General features: G+C 41.0%; 18 protein-coding genes, 1 pseudogene and 2 riboswitches. Of the genes and pseudogenes, 16 read left to right on the forward strand and 3 right to left on the reverse strand.

What is annotated here, in order from left to right:
* Positions 1-4: 4 nt before the first annotated feature.
* The 12 genes from QUF86_RS17205 to QUF86_RS17260 all read left to right on the forward strand — a co-directional run bounded on the left by QUF86_RS17205 (position 5) and on the right by QUF86_RS17260 (position 12,935).
* The gene (locus QUF86_RS17205) at positions 5-1,276 is read left to right on the forward strand and encodes a peptidase (protein ID WP_289334988.1); all 1,272 of its coding nucleotides are present in this window, start codon (positions 5-7) and stop codon (positions 1,274-1,276) included.
* An 80-nt stretch (positions 1,277-1,356) separates the two neighbouring features.
* The gene (gene ablB / locus QUF86_RS17210) at positions 1,357-2,205 is read left to right on the forward strand and encodes a putative beta-lysine N-acetyltransferase (protein WP_289334989.1); all 849 of its coding nucleotides are present in this window, start codon (positions 1,357-1,359) and stop codon (positions 2,203-2,205) included.
* 82 nt (positions 2,206-2,287) lie between these two features.
* Positions 2,288-3,673, forward strand: coding sequence for a sigma-54 interaction domain-containing protein (locus QUF86_RS17215; protein WP_289334990.1), 1,386 nt, complete (start codon positions 2,288-2,290; stop codon positions 3,671-3,673).
* Positions 3,674-3,793: 120 nt separating this feature from the next.
* Positions 3,794-5,197: a lysine 2,3-aminomutase gene (gene kamA, locus QUF86_RS17220; RefSeq protein WP_289316051.1), complete on the forward strand. Its 1,404-nt coding sequence runs from the start codon at positions 3,794-3,796 to the stop codon at positions 5,195-5,197.
* Position 5,198: 1 nt separating this feature from the next.
* Complete coding sequence (locus QUF86_RS17225; protein WP_289316052.1) at positions 5,199-5,474, forward strand: YokU family protein; 276 nt, start codon at positions 5,199-5,201, stop codon at positions 5,472-5,474.
* 524 nt (positions 5,475-5,998) lie between these two features.
* Complete coding sequence (locus tag QUF86_RS17230; RefSeq protein WP_289316053.1) at positions 5,999-6,241, forward strand: YozE family protein; 243 nt, start codon at positions 5,999-6,001, stop codon at positions 6,239-6,241.
* A gap of 13 nt (positions 6,242-6,254) precedes the next feature.
* Positions 6,255-8,021 carry an ATP-binding protein gene (locus QUF86_RS17235; RefSeq protein WP_289334991.1) on the forward strand — a complete coding sequence of 589 codons (1,767 nt, stop codon included), beginning with the start codon at positions 6,255-6,257 and terminating at the stop codon, positions 8,019-8,021.
* 172 nt (positions 8,022-8,193) lie between these two features.
* Positions 8,194-8,901, forward strand: coding sequence for a hypothetical protein (locus tag QUF86_RS17240; RefSeq protein WP_289316055.1), 708 nt, complete (start codon positions 8,194-8,196; stop codon positions 8,899-8,901).
* A gap of 179 nt (positions 8,902-9,080) precedes the next feature.
* Positions 9,081-9,251 (forward strand): YozD family protein, encoded by a 171-nt coding sequence (locus tag QUF86_RS17245; RefSeq protein WP_064505166.1) that lies wholly within the window; start codon positions 9,081-9,083, stop codon positions 9,249-9,251.
* Between the two features lie 241 nt (positions 9,252-9,492).
* Positions 9,493-10,197 carry a purine-nucleoside phosphorylase gene (gene deoD / locus QUF86_RS17250; RefSeq protein ID WP_289334992.1) on the forward strand — a complete coding sequence of 235 codons (705 nt, stop codon included), beginning with the start codon at positions 9,493-9,495 and terminating at the stop codon, positions 10,195-10,197.
* A 275-nt stretch (positions 10,198-10,472) separates the two neighbouring features.
* A complete protein-coding gene (locus tag QUF86_RS17255) occupies positions 10,473-11,930 on the forward strand; it encodes a lmo1851 family serine protease (protein ID WP_483313923.1) in 1,458 nt (485 codons plus the stop codon).
* 117 nt (positions 11,931-12,047) lie between these two features.
* On the forward strand, positions 12,048-12,935 hold the full coding sequence (locus tag QUF86_RS17260; RefSeq protein ID WP_289334993.1) for an LCP family protein: 888 nt from the start codon (positions 12,048-12,050) through the stop codon (positions 12,933-12,935).
* A 175-nt stretch (positions 12,936-13,110) separates the two neighbouring features.
* Here the strand turns inward: QUF86_RS17260 and mtnA are convergent, their stop codons facing one another.
* From mtnA to QUF86_RS17275, 3 genes and pseudogenes are all read right to left on the reverse strand, one after another.
* Positions 13,111-14,157, reverse strand: coding sequence for an S-methyl-5-thioribose-1-phosphate isomerase (gene mtnA, locus QUF86_RS17265; RefSeq protein WP_289334994.1), 1,047 nt, complete (start codon positions 14,155-14,157; stop codon positions 13,111-13,113).
* A 14-nt stretch (positions 14,158-14,171) separates the two neighbouring features.
* Positions 14,172-15,374 (reverse strand): S-methyl-5-thioribose kinase, encoded by a 1,203-nt coding sequence (gene mtnK, locus QUF86_RS17270; protein WP_289334995.1) that lies wholly within the window; start codon positions 15,372-15,374, stop codon positions 14,172-14,174.
* A 78-nt stretch (positions 15,375-15,452) separates the two neighbouring features.
* Positions 15,453-15,606: riboswitch (SAM riboswitch) on the reverse strand.
* A 71-nt stretch (positions 15,607-15,677) separates the two neighbouring features.
* Positions 15,678-16,377, reverse strand: a pseudogene (locus QUF86_RS17275) (carbon-nitrogen family hydrolase).
* Between the two features lie 178 nt (positions 16,378-16,555).
* On the opposite strand from QUF86_RS17275, the gene QUF86_RS17280 reads away from it, so the two are divergent.
* The 4 genes from QUF86_RS17280 (at position 16,556) to QUF86_RS17295 (ending at position 20,635) form a co-directional block, all read left to right on the forward strand.
* Positions 16,556-17,728, forward strand: coding sequence for a pyridoxal phosphate-dependent aminotransferase (locus QUF86_RS17280; RefSeq protein ID WP_289334996.1), 1,173 nt, complete (start codon positions 16,556-16,558; stop codon positions 17,726-17,728).
* Positions 17,729-17,852: 124 nt separating this feature from the next.
* A riboswitch (SAM riboswitch) is annotated at positions 17,853-18,005 on the forward strand.
* A 105-nt stretch (positions 18,006-18,110) separates the two neighbouring features.
* Positions 18,111-19,343 (forward strand): 2,3-diketo-5-methylthiopentyl-1-phosphate enolase, encoded by a 1,233-nt coding sequence (gene mtnW / locus QUF86_RS17285; protein ID WP_289334997.1) that lies wholly within the window; start codon positions 18,111-18,113, stop codon positions 19,341-19,343.
* 6 nt (positions 19,344-19,349) lie between these two features.
* Positions 19,350-20,009 carry a 2-hydroxy-3-keto-5-methylthiopentenyl-1-phosphate phosphatase gene (locus QUF86_RS17290; RefSeq protein WP_353957668.1) on the forward strand — a complete coding sequence of 220 codons (660 nt, stop codon included), beginning with the start codon at positions 19,350-19,352 and terminating at the stop codon, positions 20,007-20,009.
* A complete protein-coding gene (locus QUF86_RS17295) occupies positions 20,006-20,635 on the forward strand; it encodes a methylthioribulose 1-phosphate dehydratase (protein WP_289316064.1) in 630 nt (209 codons plus the stop codon). Before QUF86_RS17290 ends, QUF86_RS17295 begins: the two co-directional genes overlap by 4 nt.
* Positions 20,636-20,640: the final 5 nt, after the last annotated feature.

The raw sequence follows: 20,640 nt of genomic DNA on the forward strand, positions 1-20,640 counted from the left end.
GAGAATGGATATGTATGAGGAAAGAATAAGAACATGGTTGAATGATCATCGGACAAATGGGGTTCAGCTTTTGCAAAAACTGGTCCAGGAACCGAGCAAAAGGGGGCAAGAAGGAAGTGCACAAGCCATAGTGGTCGAGAAGTGCAGACAACTTGGTCTGGAAATAGATCTATGGGAAATCGGGGATGAACAATTAAGAAAACACCCCCATTTTTATTGCGATCGCAAGGATTTTAAAGGAAATCCGAACCTTGTGGCTATTAAAAGAGGAACCGGCAATGGGAAATCCCTCATTTTAAACGGACATATTGATGTTGTTCCTGAAGGCGATCATGCAGCATGGCACGATGAACCCTATAGCGGCAAATTAAAAGACGGGAAAGTGTTCGGGAGGGGAACGACAGATATGAAAGGCGGCAATGTTTCTTTATTGCTGGCCATCGAAGCGATAGTCGAATCTGGAATCCAATTGAAGGGGGACGTGATTTTCCAGAGTGTGATTGAAGAGGAAAGCGGCGGTGCCGGGACACTAGCGGCAGTCATCAGAGGGTACGAAGCGGATGGCGCAATCATTCCGGAGCCTACCAATATGAAACTCTTCCCTTTACAGCAAGGTTCGATGTGGTTTCGACTGAAAATAAAGGGCAAGTCTGCACATGGAGGCACAAGGTATGAAGGAGTAAGTGCAATAGATAAAGCGGTTGGTGTAATGAAAGAAATCAAGATGCTTGAACAAGAACGGAATGAGTCACTCCGTCATTCACTCTATAAAAATGTACCCATTCCCATTCCAATCAATATAGGAAGCATTCAAAGCGGAAACTGGCCTTCTTCAGTGCCGGATACAGCCGTTCTTGAAGGCAGATTTGGCATCGCACCGACAGAGACCATGGAAGAGGCACAACAATCGCTGATACAGCGAATAGATGCTTTAAACCGGAGTGATGCGTGGTTCAAAGAAAAACCTATTGAATTAGAATGGTTTGGGGCCAGATGGCTGCCAGGCAATCTCGAAATCGATCATTCGCTAATGAAAACCATTGGCAGGTACTATGAAAAAGTGGTGGGGGAAGAACCGCTTGTCGAAGCGTCCCCCTGGGCCACGGATGGAGGGTATCTTTCATCAGTTGGCTCGACTCCCGTAGTTGTATTTGGACCAGGGGAAACGAAGATGGCCCATGATTCAAACGAATATATAGAAGTGGATAAAATGATGGAGGTTGCAGAAATCATTGCATTGACCATGATTGATTGGTGCGGGGCGGAAGAGCAATAATTATTTTCCTCAAGGTCTGATTCTAGAAAGGGTCAGGCCTCTTATTACCATTTTCGATGGACGTGAAAGGAGCGGGACAAATGGAGGCTGGCATCATTGAAAAAAGAATTCAAAAGCCAAGGTGCTCAATACATATTACGATCGACTATTTTAATAAGCGAATAAGGGTTGATGATTATCTAGGTCATTTTCAGGAATGCGTAGAGGAATCTCTGAAGGTGGCTAACGGCGTATCAGCAGAGAAAATCATCTTCAAGTCACGCAAGGAAAACGTTCTGGCATTAATTGCTCAGGGCTTTTTATATGAAGGAAGCATCGATAAGTTCTTTTTGGGAAGCGATTGTTTTTTCCTTGTTAAATATAACAGGAATGAAAGGCGCAACAGTGAAGAATGGGAAAAGGAAGATCAAATCCTCACCGATGTTCAGAGTCTCCCGATAAAATCCGGACTGGATGTTCCGCCGTCCGCCTATCAAGGACGTAAAGCGGAAGTTACCGATGCAGTTCAGCTGGCACAATTGTATGGGAAGGTTTTCGAAGTGTATCCCACTCCAATGAATGATCCGCTATATGTGAAAAAATGCATGGAAAAGGGAACGGTCTTTTATATTTATGTTCATGAAGGCAAGATCATCAGTGCTGCTTCCGCAGAAATTGATTCTTTTTACAATAATGCGGAAATCACTGATTGTGCGACATTGCCGGAACATCGGCAGTACGGTTTGATGAAACACTTGATTTCCGCACTTGAAGACTACCTTATTTCGAATGGAATTTATTGTATCTATTCCATAGCCCGGTCGCTCTCATTCGGTATGAATGCTGCATTGCACCAGCAGGGTTACTCGTACCGTGGACGTTTGGCCAATAATTGTTACATCTTCGATAAACTGGAAGACATGAATCTTTGGGTGAAAAATTTTACATGATTGCTCATTTTCAGGCGGTACATGACAAGTTTTTGGCATTTCCTCATATACTCTAGCAAGAAGGTAATTGAGGAGGGGTATCTTGCCAAGTGAATTTTTTAATACAAGTGAAGTACTGGAAGCTATATTAGAGACAATTGATGAAGGCATTCATGTAATAGATCCAAAAGGACAGACCATATTTTATAACGGAGTGGCGGCCAATCATGATGGAATGAAAAGAAGTGAAGTGCTTGGGAAACCGTTGCTTGAAGCCTTCCCTTCTTTAAATCACAAATCATCGACATTACTCCGAGTGATTAAATCTGAAAAACCGATCTACAACTATAGCCAATCATATGTAAATGCACATGGGCGAATCATTGAGACGATGAATACGACGCTCCCCATATATGTAGATGGGTTCATGATTGGTGCAATAGAAATTGCTAAGGATTATTCAAGCTTGAAGCAATTATCTGAAAGGTTAGCTGACCTTGAAAGCTCGCTCAAGACAATCAAAAGTCCTGAAAAGAAAACGTCCCAGAAAGGCGGATTGTATTCGTTCACTGAAATCCTTACTAGTGATACTGGGTTTAAAGGTTTGATATCACAAGGGAAAAAGGCTGCCCGATCATCCTCATCGGTATTGGTTTATGGGGAAAGCGGTGTAGGAAAAGAGCTTTTTGTTCAAAGCATCCACAAGGATTCCAGCCGTAGTAAAGAACCATTCATCGCGCAAAATTGTGCTGCCTTACCAGAAAATTTATTGGAATCGCTTCTATTCGGTACGGCTAAAGGAAGTTACACTGGGGCTGTGGAACGCCAGGGATTATTTGAATTAGCAAACGGCGGAACCTTGTTTTTGGATGAATTGCAATCAATGCCGATTGACTTGCAGGCAAAGCTTCTGCGTGTGCTTGAAGATGGGTTCATCAGGAGGATAGGCGGCACAAAGAGCGTACAGGTGGATGTGAGGATCATGGCAGCGATGAATATAGATCCTAAAAAGGCCGTATCGGAAAACAGGCTAAGGCCAGATCTATTTTACCGATTAAACGTATTGAGCTACGAGCTGCCTTCGTTAAGGGAGCGTACTGATGATATAGAGCTTCTGACTGAGCATTTCATCTCAATATTTAACAGTAAATTAGGACTTTCCATAAAAGGCATTGATGAGAAGACAAAGGTTTTCTTTCGGAAATATCATTGGCCTGGAAACGTAAGGGAGCTTAAACATACGATAGAATTCATGATGAACCATACGGAGAAGGATATGTTGAACCTTGAAGACTTGCCACAGTTTTTAAAAAAACATACCCATTCCTCATCAGTAAAAATACTTCCACTTCGTGAGGCCATGATTGAGATGGAAACAAAATTGATTACCGAGGCCCTTCATCAGACAAACGGAAATGTTTTTCAGGCATCGAAGCTATTGCAGATTCCAAGGCAGACCTTGCAATATAAAATAAAAAAACATATTTGACCATAAAAAAATCCGGAAGCAGCCAGCAGTCCGGATTTTTTTATGGTCAATGGAATTTTCGGGTCATTTTGGCACCCTTCTTGCATTTAATACTACTATCATAACTCAGGAGGTATAACCATGTTATTTGACTTATATAAGCCAGATCGCAATTGGAAAGATATAGAGCTATGGAAAGATGTAACCGAAGAACAATGGAACAACTGGCTGTGGCAGCTTACGAATACGATCCGAACCGTTGATGATTTGAAAAAAGTGGTAAACCTGACTCCGGATGAAGAGGAAGGCGTAAGGATCTCCACTAAAACCATCCCTTTGAATATCACCCCATACTATGCTTCGCTAATGAATCAAGATGACCCAAGGTGTCCAATCAGAATGCAATCGGTCCCCATCTCGGAAGAAATGCATAAAACCAAATATGACATGGAAGACCCCCTTCATGAGGATGAGGACTCCCCTGTACCGGGTCTGACCCATAGATATCCGGATCGCGTCCTTTTTTTGGTGACGAATCAGTGCTCGATGTACTGCCGTTATTGTACGAGAAGACGCTTTTCAGGGCAAATTGGCATGGGCGTGCCAAAAAAACAATTGGACGCTGCCATCGGTTATATACGTGACACACCGGCTGTTAGGGATGTCCTTATTTCAGGCGGGGACGGATTATTGATTAATGACACGATCCTTGAATATATCCTCAAAAACTTAAGGGAAATCCCTCACGTTGAAATAATCAGGATAGGTACGCGGGCTCCGGTTGTTTTTCCTCAAAGAATCACTGAAAATTTATGTACCATCTTAAAAAAATATCATCCGGTTTGGCTGAATACTCATTTCAATACCTCGATAGAAATCACCGAAGAGTCAAAGAAAGCTTGTGAGATGCTTGCAGATGCAGGTGTACCTGTGGGCAACCAGGCAGTTATTTTAGCGGGGATAAATGACAGTGTCGCAATCATGAAAAAGCTAATGCATGACCTTGTTAAGATTCGTGTGCGACCTTACTATATTTATCAGTGTGATTTGTCAGAAGGCATCGGTCATTTCAGGGCTCCCATATCAAAAGGGATTGAAATCATCGAGGGACTCAGAGGCCATACATCCGGGTATGCTGTTCCTACCTTCGTCGTCGATGCTCCAGGTGGGGGAGGGAAAATAACACTGCAGCCGAATTATATCCTTTCACAATCCCCAACAAAAACGGTGCTGCGCAATTTTGAAGGAGTCATAACCACATATCCTGAACCTGAGCATTATACACCTGGCCTTGCAGATGATTATTTCAAAGGGGTATATCCCGATATGGAAGAAAAAAGGTCAGATATAGGTGTATCAGGTTTGATGAACGATAAGCAATTCAATTTAGTGCCTGAAGGGCTGAAGCGAATGAATCGACGGGAAAATTACGTGACAAACCCAGAGCATGCTACATTGAAAAACCAACGTGAAAAAAGAGATTTGTTGAAAGAAAAGAAATTCCAGGCACAGCAAAAAAAGAGCACTCCAAAGGGAGATGAATAGCATGGAGACGTGTCCATGGTGTGAGAAAGGGAAGCTTGCATCGGTAAAGGGGACGGTGTATTGGGAACTGCCGGATGGTACGAGGGCAGTGGAAATTACGGAAACCCCTTCATCCCATTGTGAGAATTGCGATGCTCTTTTTCAAAGTGATGAAATAGTGAAGGAAATTGAAAATCAACTATTTTTAATTGATTCGAAACAGCTTGAAAAACAAACGAAGTACAGTGAGCTAATGAACATGAAAAAGCTGTTGAAACGCAACTACTTTGACTTTTAGCGGAATGGTACATGACGTTTCCATTTATGAATGAATGAATCCCCTCATTTTAGGCAGAACAGTGTAAATCACACTATTCTATCTTAGATGTAGGGGGTTTTTCCCATTCACAAGAATTATAGGTCTTCGGGTATTTGAATGTTTAGAGTAATTCCGCCACCCTTCATACGGCATGACTGACCATGCTCGTGTGTATATAAGGTACTGGTTACTTGCAGGCATTTGATTGAAGCTCTAGGTTAAACTTGTAGTGCTTCGATTCATTGATCGATCACTTAAAGAACAAAGAACGTAAGTGTGAAAAAAATTTCCCGCCTTTAAAAGGATTGAATCAATATGGAATGAGAACGATATTTTTATTGAAGTTCCGTATTCTATTATCGAATGCGGTTCGTGCTGAAAAATCGTGGATTTCAATAAAATGAGGAAGAAAAAACCAAATTATTTTAAAAAAGTGGACGGAAGAGAAAGTTTCCGATATATTAAAGCAGGAATCATAGTTATTTTTAGGGGGGCTCGACACCATGAGACCATTTTATTTATATTTAATGAAATTTCGACAACCAAAGGAAATTGATGCAATCACTAAATTTGCCAATCATGCCTATCAGGATCATGGCTTCCCAAAACAATCGACTGATTATAATGAACTAAGCAGTTATTTGGAATTGAATGCAGATTATCTCGAAAGTATGTCAGTATTCGATCAAGCGTGGGAACAATATGTCCAAATAGAAGAAGGACTCCTATTGGGAGATCAGGAATAGGGGGATCGGAAGGATGCTTAAAAGCCTTCAAACCCGAATTTTGCTTTATTCTTTACTTATAGCAAGTGTTCCTGTTCTGATATTGGGGATCATATCCTATGGATCACAGCGCTCCCTGCTGGAAAAGGAAGCAAAAAATGTCTTGAATGCAGGTTCACTGAATATTGTAAATGAAACATATAGCTATTTGAACGAACGCATCAGTGATGTGAAGTTAATGAGTGCAAATTCGGTAATCATAAATCCCGGCTCTTCAAAGGAAGAGAAGTCAGTTGAACTAAAAAAGTTTATCGATGCAAAAGGAAATTATTACGGTGTTTTGCATTTGGATATGGAAGGAAATGTAATTGCGGATACCTCCAATAAAATGGTCGGGGATAACCTCGCAAAGAGAATATGGTTTAAAGAGGCCATGGAAGGTCATGAATTCCTTTCTGACGTATATAAAACCCGAGCTTACTCAGAACCCATAATATCTCTAAGTGCGCCGGTATATGATAATACAGGGAAAATAATAGGTGTCGTATCTCCAGCTTTCAGATTGGAAGGGCTCTGGGAGATGATGGAGAAAAAGGCTAATGAAATTAGCGATAAATACCCAGTGAACTTTTTCATGATTAATCAAGAAGGTATCATGATTTCGAAAAAAGACCCACATGGCGTCATGCAGGATTCAGCCTTGGAGGAAATTGGATTAACGAAAGAAAAGCTGATGGAGGCTTCGTTATCGGATGAATTGTACAGTGCAGAGAATGGGGAAAAAATATATTCTATCCAGCCTGTCCATACGATAGCGGAAACGGAGAATACATGGTTTGTTGTTGTGGGTGCAGATAAGAATCAGGTGTTTCAGCCTTTGAATGACCTTTTATCACGGTATCTGACCATCTACAGCATCGTATTTGTTTCTATCATTCTGGCTGTCTATTTACTTACAAAGACTCTTGTGCGGCCAGTTCAAGATCTTGTCGAAGCAACGGAGGATTTCATTGAAGGAAAGGAATTCGTCTTTTCCAACAAAAGAAGCTTCGAGGAAATGGAAAAATTGAATCTTGCCTTTCTAAGAATGATGGAAACGATAGAAGATCGTGAGAAGGAAATCGTCCGTACGGAAAAATTGAAATATGTTGGCCAGCTTGCAGCTGGGGTCGCGCATGAAATCAGGAACCCGCTGACGACAATAAAGGGCTTTTTCCAACTATTGAAGAGTCAGGATCATGATAAAACACTAATAGAAAAATATAGTGATGTCATGCTTCATGAAGTGGATCGGGTGAATGTATTCGTGACTCAACTTCTTGATTTGGCAAAACCCCATCAATTGGAATGGGAGAAAATGGATTTAAAGGATTTCCTTGATGAAATGATAGATACCTATACTTCTTCAAATCCGAGTTCTCACGTAAGAATAATGAACGGAGTGACACAATCCGTCATTGTTTTTTCAGACAAAAACCGGTTAAGACAGGTTCTCTTGAATGTCTTGAATAATTCTTGTGAAGCCATCGAAGCAAGAGGGCAGATTGAACTGGATCTGACTGCCGTTTCCCAATATGTAAAATTAATGATCAGAGATGATGGAAAAGGCATCAGTCCCGAGAATTTAAAAAATATCGGCATGCCCTTTTATACCACTAAACAGGATGGAAACGGCCTAGGTGTAGCGACCTGCATTCAGATAATGGAGGAATTAAAAGGGAAATTCCAAATTGAGAGTGTACATGACGAAGGAACGAAAGTGACGCTCATTATCCCTACTGCGAACCGTCTCATTAAATGAGACGGTTTTTGGTTGTAGATAAAGGAACAAGGATTTTCGTTGCCCTTTAATAAATGAGCAAGTTCCTTATCTAAATGAGTAAAATGCCCTCTCATTTCCATTAACCTCCCTGTTTGTTTATGCATATAATTTACTAATCAAACGATAAGGACCATATTGGGGGATGTCTCTTATGGGCAAAAAAAAACAGCCGAAATTTAAATTAGGCGATACAGTCGTAATAACAATGTATGGGACAGTCGGGAATATAACCGATGTTAAATTTCTCGATGGTGCTTATGTGTATGAAGTGAACTATAGTGAAGGTCTTTATATCGAAAAAACATTGCAATCGATAAATGAATACGAAGGAGAAATCCTTTATCCAAAAGAACAAATCGACATTGAATATAAATATTTATTAGGTGACTTGGTCCAGGTGGATGGATATGAACAGGATTATTTCAAGATTATCGGCTATCGAACGGAAATTTGGCGCTATAAGGAAAATGCCTGGGAGGATGTAATCTATGAGTTATCAAGAATCTCGGATGGTGAATGGCTTGAAGCGCATGAAGAAGAACTGACTTTGATAGCCGATGCTAAACGTGCAGATGGGATCATTAAAAAGTTGGGCCTGCTCCTTCCTAAAAAGAATAATGAGCTTGCTATCATTGCTAAACAATACAACCCTGGTAAAGGTGAGCGAGAAATGACAATGACAAAAAGTGAAAAAAAGGAAATGATTGATGGACTGTTGGATTTATATAATGATTATTGTAAGCTCTACGAACATTTTGGCGATGATGAATATCGTCATATCATGAAGATCGCCCTTGCTAAAATTGAAAAAGCTGCAGAGGAAATTTATCCAGATCATAAAAAGAAGCAAACGAAGTGAAAAGGTATCCCAAACTTTTAAAGGACAATTTCCAAATTACCTAAAAAAGCTACCATTCAAATTGGCCACCAATGGAACATGGTAAATATAGGCCCTTCATATGATTTTCCATTAAGGGATGCCTTACTGGCATATTTGTCTCTACACATTCATAGACCTTTAAATAAGGGGGCGATGATTTGCGAGAAATTGAGGTTTTTATTGATACAGAAGAGATAGCGGAATTCTTTTTTCAAGAATTGATAAGACGGGGCTATCTTCCAACAGAAGCTGAAGTTGAAGATCTTGCTGACATCACATTCGAATATCTTCTTGAAAAATGCATAATTGATGAAGAAGTCGATGAGTAACCAGTCATAAGACGGTTAGCAGCTTCCTTTCCCTTAATTTTAAAAACAATTAAAAAAAGACGGCGGGCCTCCGCCGTTTTGTTTGCGGTTCTTAGGAGGGGTGCCAAAAGTCTTTTCACGATTTCCAGTTTCCTTATCAGGTTGGTTATTGGATCAGGTTCAATTTTCCTAACTTGTGGTTGATATGGTATAGTAGTTTTTGTATATCATTCCAACCACAAGTTAAGGAGGAAATAGTTGTATGAGCATACATATTGGTGCAAAAGAAAATGAAATTGCAGAAACGGTCTTACTACCTGGAGACCCATTGCGTGCAAAATATATTGCTGAAACATTTTTAGAGGATGCAAAACTTTACAATGAAGTTCGGAATATGTTTGGATACACAGGGACATATAAAGGGAAAAGAATTTCCGTCCAAGGCACAGGCATGGGTGTTCCATCCATTTCCATCTACGTAAATGAATTGATGAATAGCTATAATGTTCAGAAGCTGATTCGCGTTGGAACTGCAGGAGCCATCCAAAAAGACGTAAAGGTCAGGGATGTAATCCTTGCAATGAGTGCTTCCACCGACTCCCAAATGAACCGCATGACTTTCGGCGGGGTGGACTTTGCTCCAACCGCAGATTTCGAATTATTAAGAAAAGCTTATGACGCGGGCACGGCTAAGGGCATGCAATTGAAGGTCGGGAATGTATTTACGGCCGATCAGTTTTATAACGATAATAGTGAATTGGAAAAATGGGCAAAATACCAAATCCTTGCGATAGAAATGGAATCAGCGGCCCTATACACGCTTGCTGCTAAATTTGGACGCCAAGCTTTATCAGTATTAACCATTTCCGATCACATTTTAACCGGTGAGGAAACGACGTCGGATGAGCGCCAGTCAACTTTTAACGAAATGGTTGAAGTGGCTTTGGAAGCAGCTATCCAAGACTGATAATTGGATGTTAATGACAGGCGGGTGACCAGGAATAAATGATGCTGTATAATGAAGGGTGGGATACAGGCTCATTTATTCCTTGGTATCCGCATTTTTGTAATGTCTCGCCTTAAGGGGTACCCTAGATTTAACGTTTGCTAAGGGTTAAAAAAATACATATGATCGGTAAGTTGTTATTTTTGATAACTATTATTTTTCGATTGGCATGAAAACTGATAAAATAGAAAGAAACCGTTTATATCGTCATGAAGAATGAAAGTGGTGAGGCTTCAGTGGAAGAAGAAAATCAACAACAGCCAAAAGAGGCAGGGAAATTCATTAAAATAAAGAAGTTTACGTTCATTATGGGGATTTTCCTAGTCATATTTCTAACTGCAGGGATTACTACAATAGCCTTGACCTTTGGAAATGAAAAAGTAGAGTCATTAGCACCGGATAAACATCCGGAATTTGAAAAGCTGTATTCTACATACGATACGATAAAAGATAACTATTATGAAGAGATTGATCAAGACAAGCTGGTTGACGGGGCAATTAATGGAATGATCAAATCATTGGATGACCCCTACTCTGCCTATATGGATAAAAAGGAAGCATCGAGTTTCCATGAGAGCATCTCTTCATCTTTTGAAGGAATCGGTGCTGAGATTCAGGAACAGGATGAAAAAATCATGGTCGTCTCACCGATAAAAGGGTCCCCAGCCGAAAAAGCGGGTGTAAAACCGAATGACATCATTTTAAGTGTCGACGGTAAAAGCGTTGAAGGACTAAGCTCTTCTGAAGCTGTCCTGAAAATCAGGGGCGAAAAGGGAACGAAAGTGAATTTATCCATCTCAAGAGCTGGTGAATCGGAACCGATTGAACTCACCATTAAACGTGACACAATTCCGATTGAAACAGTGTATGCGGAAATGCTTGATGATGGAGTTGCAAAAGTCCAAGTGACCAGTTTTTCCGAACATACAGTCCAAGAGCTGAAAACGGCGCTTGAAGAAATGTCGAAGAAGGATATGAAGGGTCTGGTATTGGATTTGCGTGGAAACCCAGGGGGACTGCTTGACCAAGCAATAGAAATGGCAAGCCTGTTCATACCTAATGGGAAAGTGGTCCTTCAAGTAGAGGATCGCAGCGGGAAAAAAGAAGTCTATAAATCGAAGAATGATGGAGAGCTGAAGATCCCGGTAGTCGTGTTGATTGATGATGGAAGTGCCAGCGCTTCTGAAATTGTTGCAGCGGCTGTCAGTGAATCAGCAGACATTCCTTTGATTGGTGTCAAATCATTTGGCAAAGGGACCGTTCAGACTGCCCAAGACTTTAAAGATGGATCCAACTTCAAATACACGGCAGCTAAATGGTTGACGCCTGAAGGCAATTGGATTCATAAAAAAGGGATCAAGCCTGATATTAATGTGAAGCTGCCTGATTATGCCAACCTTCCGTACATTTCGCCTGATAAGGAATTGAAAGCATCGGATTCTTCAAGTGAAGTGAAAGCTGCTGAAGAGATGCTGAAGGAAGCAGGACATGATCCAGGGAAGATAGATGGATTCTTTGATGAAGCAACAAAAAATGCGGTAATAGCATTCCAAAGGGAACAAAAAATTAAAGAAACCGGCACCATAAAAGACGATACTACCGTTAAATTGATGCAGGTCATCCGGGAGAAAATCCTTAAAAACGACACTCAAGTTAAAAAAGCGGTAGAAGTATTAAAGAAAGAAATCAAATAAATGATTTTGCCCGAAAAGCCTGCCAACGATTATAGTTGGCAGGCTTTTTTGTCGTTTAATGCATACAATTCCAATATTAGGCAGAAAATATGGGTAAATTTCCGATGAGGTGAGGTAATGAAAGAAAAGGTACTGTTCATATATCTATTGATCTTGATTCTGGCAGGCTGCACCTATGCCCCTTTACCCAAACAAAATGGAAATGCAGGTACGGAAAAAAAACTAACCGAAGAAGAGAACGAGGAAAGCGTGAAAACATTTCTGATTATAGGTGTTGATACCAGAGGAGAGGAAAAATCTCGATCAGATGCGATTATACTGGCAAAATACTTTCCTGAGCAGGAGAAACTGAAGCTAGCTTCCATCATGCGTGATAGTTATGTAAAAATCCCTGGGTATAAACCAGGATATAACAAAATAAATGCCGCTTATTATTATGGTGGAAGGGAACTGCTCAAGAAAACGATACAGGAAAACTTTGATGTCAAGGTCGATCATGTGGCAGTAATTGACTTTCAGGGATTTGTGAAGATGGTCGACTTGCTTGCCCCTGAAGGAGTAGCGGTGGATGTGGATCAAGAAATTATTGATGATATGAGCATTCAAGCAAGCACTGGCAAAAATGTTTTACATGGTGAGGAAATATTGAAATATGTCCGTTTTAGACATGATGATGAAAGTGATTTTGGAAGGGTTGAACGTCAACAAGAAGTAATGGTTCAATTAAAAACAGCGTTTATAAATCAAATCTCAACCTTCGAAGGGATGGCAGCCCTTCCTAGTATAATAGAACAAGGGCTCTCGTATTTGGATACAGATATTGGGCTGAAAACGATAATGGAAATGGGTCCAAAAGCCGTCTTCCATACACCGGAAACCGTCGAAACCTTAAGGATTCCAGTGGAAGGAAGCTTTAAGGATGAAATATATCCCCAGGCCGGAGCCGTTTTGGAAATGGACTACACTAAAAATAAGAAAGCACTTCAGGAGTTCTTTTCAAAATAATAAGAATGTCCAATATCTTTTGTTATCGAAAACATAGGGATTTAATTAGTAAATAGATTCGTATCACTTAGATTATTTCATAATAGACCTCGAAAGAATAATTATAATTGATCATCATTAAAAAACGAGACGGATACGAAATCCTTCTCGTTTTTTATCACCAATAAAACTTGGATCATTTAACGAAATCCGGAATGTTTTTGATGAAATCCGGTGTTATGATGCCGTTTTCTGTAATGATGCCTGTAATTAGATGATTCGGTGTAACATCAAAGGCTGGATTGAAAGTCTTCACGTTTTCCGGGGCGATCCTTACACCTTGAATGAAAGTGATTTCCGCTTCATGCCGTTCTTCGATCGGGATGGATGTGCCGGATTGGATTGAAAGGTCGAAGGTGCTTGATGGAGCCGCCACATAAAAAGGGATACCAAAGTGCTTGGCTAAAATGGCCAATCCCAATGTCCCGATTTTATTGGCTGTATCTCCATTAGCCGCAATTCTGTCGGCCCCGACTATAATTCCATTTATTCGTTTCTGGTGAATCGTATGGGCGGCCATATTATCAGAAATTAAGGTGACGTCAACCCCCGCTTGCATCAATTCCCAAGCCGTCAAACGCGCCCCTTGCAGGACAGGCCTGGTTTCACAAGCGTACACTTTTAGCGGAAAGTCCCTTTCTTTAGCCAGGTGGAAGGGAGCCAGGGCTGTTCCATAACGGGCTGTGGCAATCCCTCCAGCGTTGCAATGCGTTAGGATGGAATCTCCTTTAGCGAATAAGGATAAACCATGTTCCCCGATTTTCCTGCACATTTCTTCATCTTCAGCAAAGATGGCTTGGGCCTCCGATACAAGTGCTTCCTTGGCAGTTGAAATGCTTTGCGCTGCTTTCAACGTATTCTCCATCCTCCTTAACGCCCAAAAAAGGTTGACTGCAGTTGGCCGTGAAGAAGCGAGTTTTTCAATATGCCTCGTTACATTTTTCTTGAATTCCCCTAATTCAGCGGTTGTTTCCTGTTTGGCACCAAGTGCAACACCAAATGCTGCCGTCAGTCCAATTGCTGGGGCACCACGAACTTTTAATGTCAATATGCTGTCATATACATCATCAACAGAATGAAGTTCAATAAATTCAGTTATGGAAGGAAGGGCTTGTTGATTTAATAATGTAATATGGGTATCATCCCATTGTACCGAATATGGTAAGGGTGCTAGTGTAGTCATGTGCAGGTCTCCTTTTAAAGGGTTGAATAAGATGGCAGTGTACGTTGCTTCAACGCTTCAATGACAGCTGGAACATCCAATTCTTCTCGTTTTTTAATTAAAAATGCACCAATTTCCAATGTTGCCGTTTTGGCAGCGATCCTTGTATCTTTATTTTCAATGACGTTTAAATCGGCAACATGGGAAAGGCCAATGGTTCGCCGAATCAGTTCACAGCCGGCAAAACCGAATGCATCTTTTTTGAATTTTGTCAGTAAATAAGGCAGATAACCTTTCACATGGCGGAATGGGCTTTTATTTTGGCCTTCCCATAATTCGGTATAAGTTTCTTCAAAGGCATTCCAAAATTCATGAAGGTGTGAGAAAATCTCTTCCTTTCCAACGCCATTACGTGTAATTGCCTGAAAGAGAAGGTTGGCGGTGTATTGACCAAGGTCAAAACCAACGGGCCCATAAAAAGCGAATTCCGGATCAATAACCTTTGTTTCAGTTTCACTTGCAAAAATACTTCCAGTATGTAAATCTCCATGAAGCAAGGCTTCCTGCTCGGTTTCAAAGCTTTGTTTCAGCTTAGCTACCTCAAGTATCACTTCTTGATCATTCCAAATATTTTTGGCGGCATCAGTCAATTCCAGCTCGAAATCTCCCGGGAGTTCCTCAAAAAATGGATCCGTGAAAATAAAGACCTCAGTGATTTTGCAGAGTTCCGGATTCGTGAAATGTCGGGCCACTTCCTTTTTCGCGGATGGTTCTAAATGATAATCTGATGTATAAAATGCCGTCTTCGCTACATATTCACCAATATGCTGTGAAAGCAATGGATATTGATCGCCTTCGATCAAGCCTTTTCTAACGATTTTCAAGTGCGATAAATCTTCCATGACTGTAATGGCAAGCTGTTCATCCGAATAATAGACTTGCGGTACGAATTCCGGGCAATAGCTTCTGAAATGAATCAGTGCATTCGCTTCAATGGCTGCCCTTTTCAATGTCAGCGGCCAGCTTTCACCAAGTACCTTGGCATAAGGGACCGCTTGTTTGATTATTATTCCTTTGTTTGTGACTGTGTCTGTAATATGAAAAACATAATTTAAATTTCCATCGCCGATTTCTTTACAGTTTAAACTTGCATCCGCATTGACCAACCCAAGTTTTTTTGCAAGGGTTATAGCTGTTTCGTTTGTCAATCTCTTAAAATTTGAATGGTTTTGAGTCATTCTTTTCCCCTCCAGATTCAAAATAAGAATAAAAAAGCCTCTTTCATATAGAAAGAGGCAGAAGTTTTGGCTTCGGACCTCTTATCTTCCAGAAAATGAATTCTGGTGGAATTAGCACCGTGCTCTGTGGATTTTATAATCCGGCGGTGAATCCGCCCCATTTCACAATGGTATTACAGTCGGTTGCTGGGCTTCATAGGGCCTTTATCCCTCAGCCTGCTCTTGATAAGAGTATATGTTTTCTGAAATTTTAATCTTCGGGAAAATAATATCAACTTTTTAAATAGTTTGTCAATGGGAAAATTAATAATAATCCGGCCGACGATATTCGAATACGGGTATTTTGTTCCGTGCTTCCGTAACTTTATTGAAGTCCAAGGTGCCTGTCAAGAGTTCTTTTGCTTCTCCGGCTTCACTTATGATATTCCCCAATGGATCAATAATCAAGGAATGACCCGCAAATATATTATTGACATCCGAACCTGAACGGTTAACGGCTACAACATATACTTGGTTCTCGATGGCACGGCTAATCAATAAGGCTCTCCAGTGTCGAGTCTGGGCTTTGGCCATTCTGCCATTACGAATAGAACTTCGGCGCCTTGAACAGTATGGGCTCGCTGCCATTCAGGAAAACGGATGTCATAACAAATGAATCCAGCACATATTTTTTCATCAAGAGTAAATAAACCATCTTTTTCACCTGGCTGCAGGAAATGATGTTCATCCATTAACTGAAATAAGTGAAGCTTATCATATTCTTTTATGAGATTTCCATGCTTATTGATGATGATCATGGTGTTATAGATGCCCTTGCTTGCTTTTTGGCAACGGAACCCCCAATTATGTGAAACTGGTGTTTCTTTACCTGATCTTTTAAACATTCAATCGTTTTTTCTGCTTCTTCATCAGCAATCTCATTTAACCTGGTCAAGTCGTATCCTGTTGACCAAAGCTCTGGTAAAATAACGATATCGGGTTTGGACATTGCTGCTATTTCCATCCATTATTCTGCAACCTGAAAATTGATATCTGGTTGCCCGAAGGCAATATCCAATTGAATGCAGGCAATTTTCCACTTCATCGTTTAAAACCCACATGTAAAAAATGCTTTACAAGACTATGATAAACATATATCATTTGTGTCTAGAATTTCAAGAAATTTCAGAGAAGGTGTATAAATGTTGCAATTCGAAAAATCCAGACAACTTCAAAAACTGCCCAAGCAATTTTTTGCATCTCTAGTCGCAAAAGTCAATGCGATTACGGCGCAGGGTCATGATGTCATTAATTTAGGCCAGGGAAATCCTGATCAACCGACGCCTGAACATATCGTGAAAAGTTTACAGGTTGCCGCTGAAAAAACGATTAATCATAAATATTCGCCGTTTCGGGGACATCAATATTTAAAAGATGCTGCTGCCGTCTTTTATGAACGTGAATATGGTGTCAAGCTGGATCCGAATAGTGAAGTGGCGATTCTCTTCGGGGGGAAGGCAGGTCTTGTCGAACTGCCGCAGTGTTTATTGAATCCAGGTGATACGATCCTTGTTCCAGATCCCGGCTATCCGGATTATCTTTCCGGTGTCGTTTTAGCCCAGGCAAAGACCGAACTGATGCCCTTGACAGAAGAAAATGATTTTCTTCCGAAATACAATGACATACATAAAGAAGTGCTTGATAAAGCCAAAATGATGTTCTTGAACTATCCGAATAATCCCACAGGAGCTTCTGCAACTGAAAGTTTCTTTGATGAAACCGTCTCCTTTGCAAAAGAGCATTCGATTTGCGTGGTCCACGATTTCGCTTATGGGGCAATAGGATTCGACGGAAAAAAACCGATAAGCTTTCTCCAGGCAGAGGGAGCGAAGGATGTAGGGATAGAAATTTACACACTATCGAAAACATACAATATGGCAGGGTGGAGAGTCGGTTTTGCAGTGGGGAATAAAAGTGTCATAGAAGCTCTTGAACTATTGCAAGACCATCTTTATGTTAGTCTCTTTCCAGCGATACAGGAAGCAGCGGCAAGCGCATTGCTGGACTCGCAGAGCTGTGTAGATGAGTTAGTGAAGATGTATGAGGGACGCAGGAATGTTTTCATTGAGGGATTGAGGGCAATCGGATGGGATGTCAAAGCTCCCGAGGCATCATTCTTTGCCTGGCTCAAGGTACCAAAAGGTTTTACGTCCGAGAGTTTTGCAGACTATCTATTAACGCATGCCCACGTAGCTGTTGCCGCAGGGAATGGATTCGGTGAATTTGGCGAAGGTTACGTCAGGGTAGGGCTTCTGACTTCGGAAGAACGGCTTGAAGAGGCTGTGGAACGGATACGTACATTAAAATTATTTTAACGGAGGATTCAATTTATCCACGGTTAAATAGACAAGAAATTATTGACAAAGTATGGATTACGTGTCAGAATACAAAATAAATTCTTAATCTTTCGATACTTGAATGTAACTATATATCAGCGTTTTCTTATTTTGAGCAGGTGGAGGGACTAGCCCTATGAAGCCCAGCAACCGACCGTAATTCCATTGTAAAATGGGGCGGAATTCTTCGCCGGATTTTCTTGAAATCCACAAGGCACGGTGCTAATTCTTGCAGCTAATGGCTGGGAGATAAGAAGATGGCTTTTTAAAGCCTCTTCTTTATGAAGGGGCTTTTGCCATTTTGAGACCATTTCAGGTTAATGACTTCGAGAGTTTACTAACGTGATATAGGAGTGATCAAATGAGCGAGATAGTCGCTACTTATTTAATTCATGACTTTAATGGAAATCATGAGAAAAAAGCAGAAAGCATTGCCTTAGGATTGACTGTGGGAACATGGACGGACCTGCCCCATTTGGTCCAGAAGCAACTGGAAAAACATAAGGGTCGTGTCGTATCGGTGACACCACTATCTGAAGAAGAGAAGGCAAACAGATATTTTAATCGTAAAGTGTACCGTTCACTAATTAAAATTGCCTATCCGGCAGGGAATTTCTCCAATGATTTACCTGCAATCCTCACGACGGTCTTCGGCAAACTTTCATTGGACGGAGAAATAAAACTTATTGACTTGGATTTTGTCGGTGAGATTCAAAAAGCTTTCCCAGGGCCGCAATTTGGCATTGCAGGCATTAGGGAAAAGATTGACGTATATAACCGGCCCCTGGTGATGAGCATCTTTAAAGGTGTATTAGGAAGGGACCTAACCTTCCATAATGAGCAACTGAAGCGACAAGCATTAGGAGGTGTCGACCTAGTTAAAGATGATGAAATTCTCTTCGACCAGGAACAGACTCCATTTTTCGATAGAATAAAAACTGGAAAACGAATATTGAATGAAGTCTATGAAACCACTGGCCACCGAACCTTATACGCTGTCAATCTATCAGGGAAAACATTTGATTTATTGGATAAGGCGGAGCAAGCTGCTGAAGCAGGGGCGGATGCTTTATTGTTCAACGTTCATACATATGGTTTGGATGTATTGCAGGCCCTGAGTGAGCATGATCGAATCAGGCTACCGATCATGGCGCACCCCGCATTTAGCGGGGCATTGGCATCTTCATCATTTTATGGGATCGGCTATCCATTATTGCTTGGTAAATTAGTAAGGTTATCAGGTGCGGATTTATCCTTGTTCCCATCCCCTTATGGAAATGTCGCACTAGAAAAAAAGGAGACCTTGGCGATTGCTGAAGCTCTGACAAAAGATGAACTTTCATGGAAAAAAGCCTTCCCTGTTCCTTCTGCAGGCATTCATCCAGGCATGGTTCCGGACCTAATCAAGGATTTTGGACTCGATAGCGTGATTAATGCAGGGGGCGGAATTCACGGGCACCCTGACGGAGCAGAGGGCGGGGCCAAGGCTTTCCGTTCTGCTGTGGAAGCCGTTCTAGCAGGAAAGGACCTATCTGAAGCGGCGGCTGAGGAAGAAACACTAAAAAAAGCTCTTGTGTTATGGGGAGGCTTATAAGAAATAATGAAACCAATCATCTTTTGTGATTTTGACGGAACGATCACCAACACAGATAATATCATTTCCATCATGAAAAAATTTGCTCCTCCGGAATGGGAAGAGTTGAAAGACGATGTCCTTCAGCAAAAAATCAGTATATCTTCTGGCGTAGGGGATATGTTTTCCCTGCTTGATAGTGGCTTGAAGGATGACATCATTCAATATGTATGTGAGTCGGCCGGCATTCGTCCAGGGTTTTATGAATTCGTTGAGTATACGAAACAAGCCAACATCCCTTTATATATTGTAAGCGGAGGCATGGATTTTTTCATAGCACCTCTTTTAAATGATATCTTGCCATCAGAATCCGTTTATTGCAACCATGCATTTTTCAATAAGGAAAAAATTTATATTGAGTGGCCACATGCCTGTGATGACCAATGTAAAAATGATTGTGGTTGCTGTAAGCCATCAATTATGAGGGAAATTGCGAGTGCGGATGATTTTAAATTAGTTATTGGAGATTCAGTAACGGATTTTGAAGCGGCAAAACAGGCAGATTTTGTCATAGCTCGTGACATACTGCTTGAGAAATGCGATAGGGAAGGGATTCTTCATCAAGGATTTGAAACGTTTTATGATGTAATTGACATTTTAAAGCAGCGGGAGTTGGTAAATGCGTGAACACTCATACAGAAGAATGGCTGGAGTTAGCGGATATTAAAGCAGAACTGGCCGAAAGGGATTGGTTTATGGGTACTAGCGGGAATTTGTCCATCCGTAAGCCCGAAAGTCCTTTCTTTTATATTACGGCAAGCGGTAAGGATAAAAGGAAGCAATCGGATTCGGACTTTTTACTGGTTGATTTAAAAGGAAAACCAGTTGAAGAAACGGAGTTAAGACCATCGGCCGAAACATTGCTTCATACCGTTATTTACGGGAAAACCAATGCGAACTGTGTACTCCATGTCCATACAGTTGAAAATAATGTGATATCCGAATTGTACGGAGATGAAGGTCAAGTTACTTTTCGTAATCATGAAATCATTAAAGCGACCGGACGGTGGGATGAAGATTCAGAGCTAAGGATTCCTATCATCTATAATCACGCTGACATTCCGCTGTTATCCGATAAGTTCAAACCACATGTCGAAGAAGACTCTGGCGCTGTGCTGATCCGCAATCATGGTATTACGGTTTGGGGTAAAAGCGGATTCGAAGCTAAAAGAATACTTGAAGCTTGCGAATTTTTATTTCAATATCAACTGTTGCTTAATCAACAAAAGGCATTTGCAGGTTCCATAAGATAACAATC

Source organism: Peribacillus sp. NJ11 (assembly GCF_030348405.1).
GTDB lineage: Bacteria > Bacillota > Bacilli > Bacillales > DSM-1321 > Peribacillus.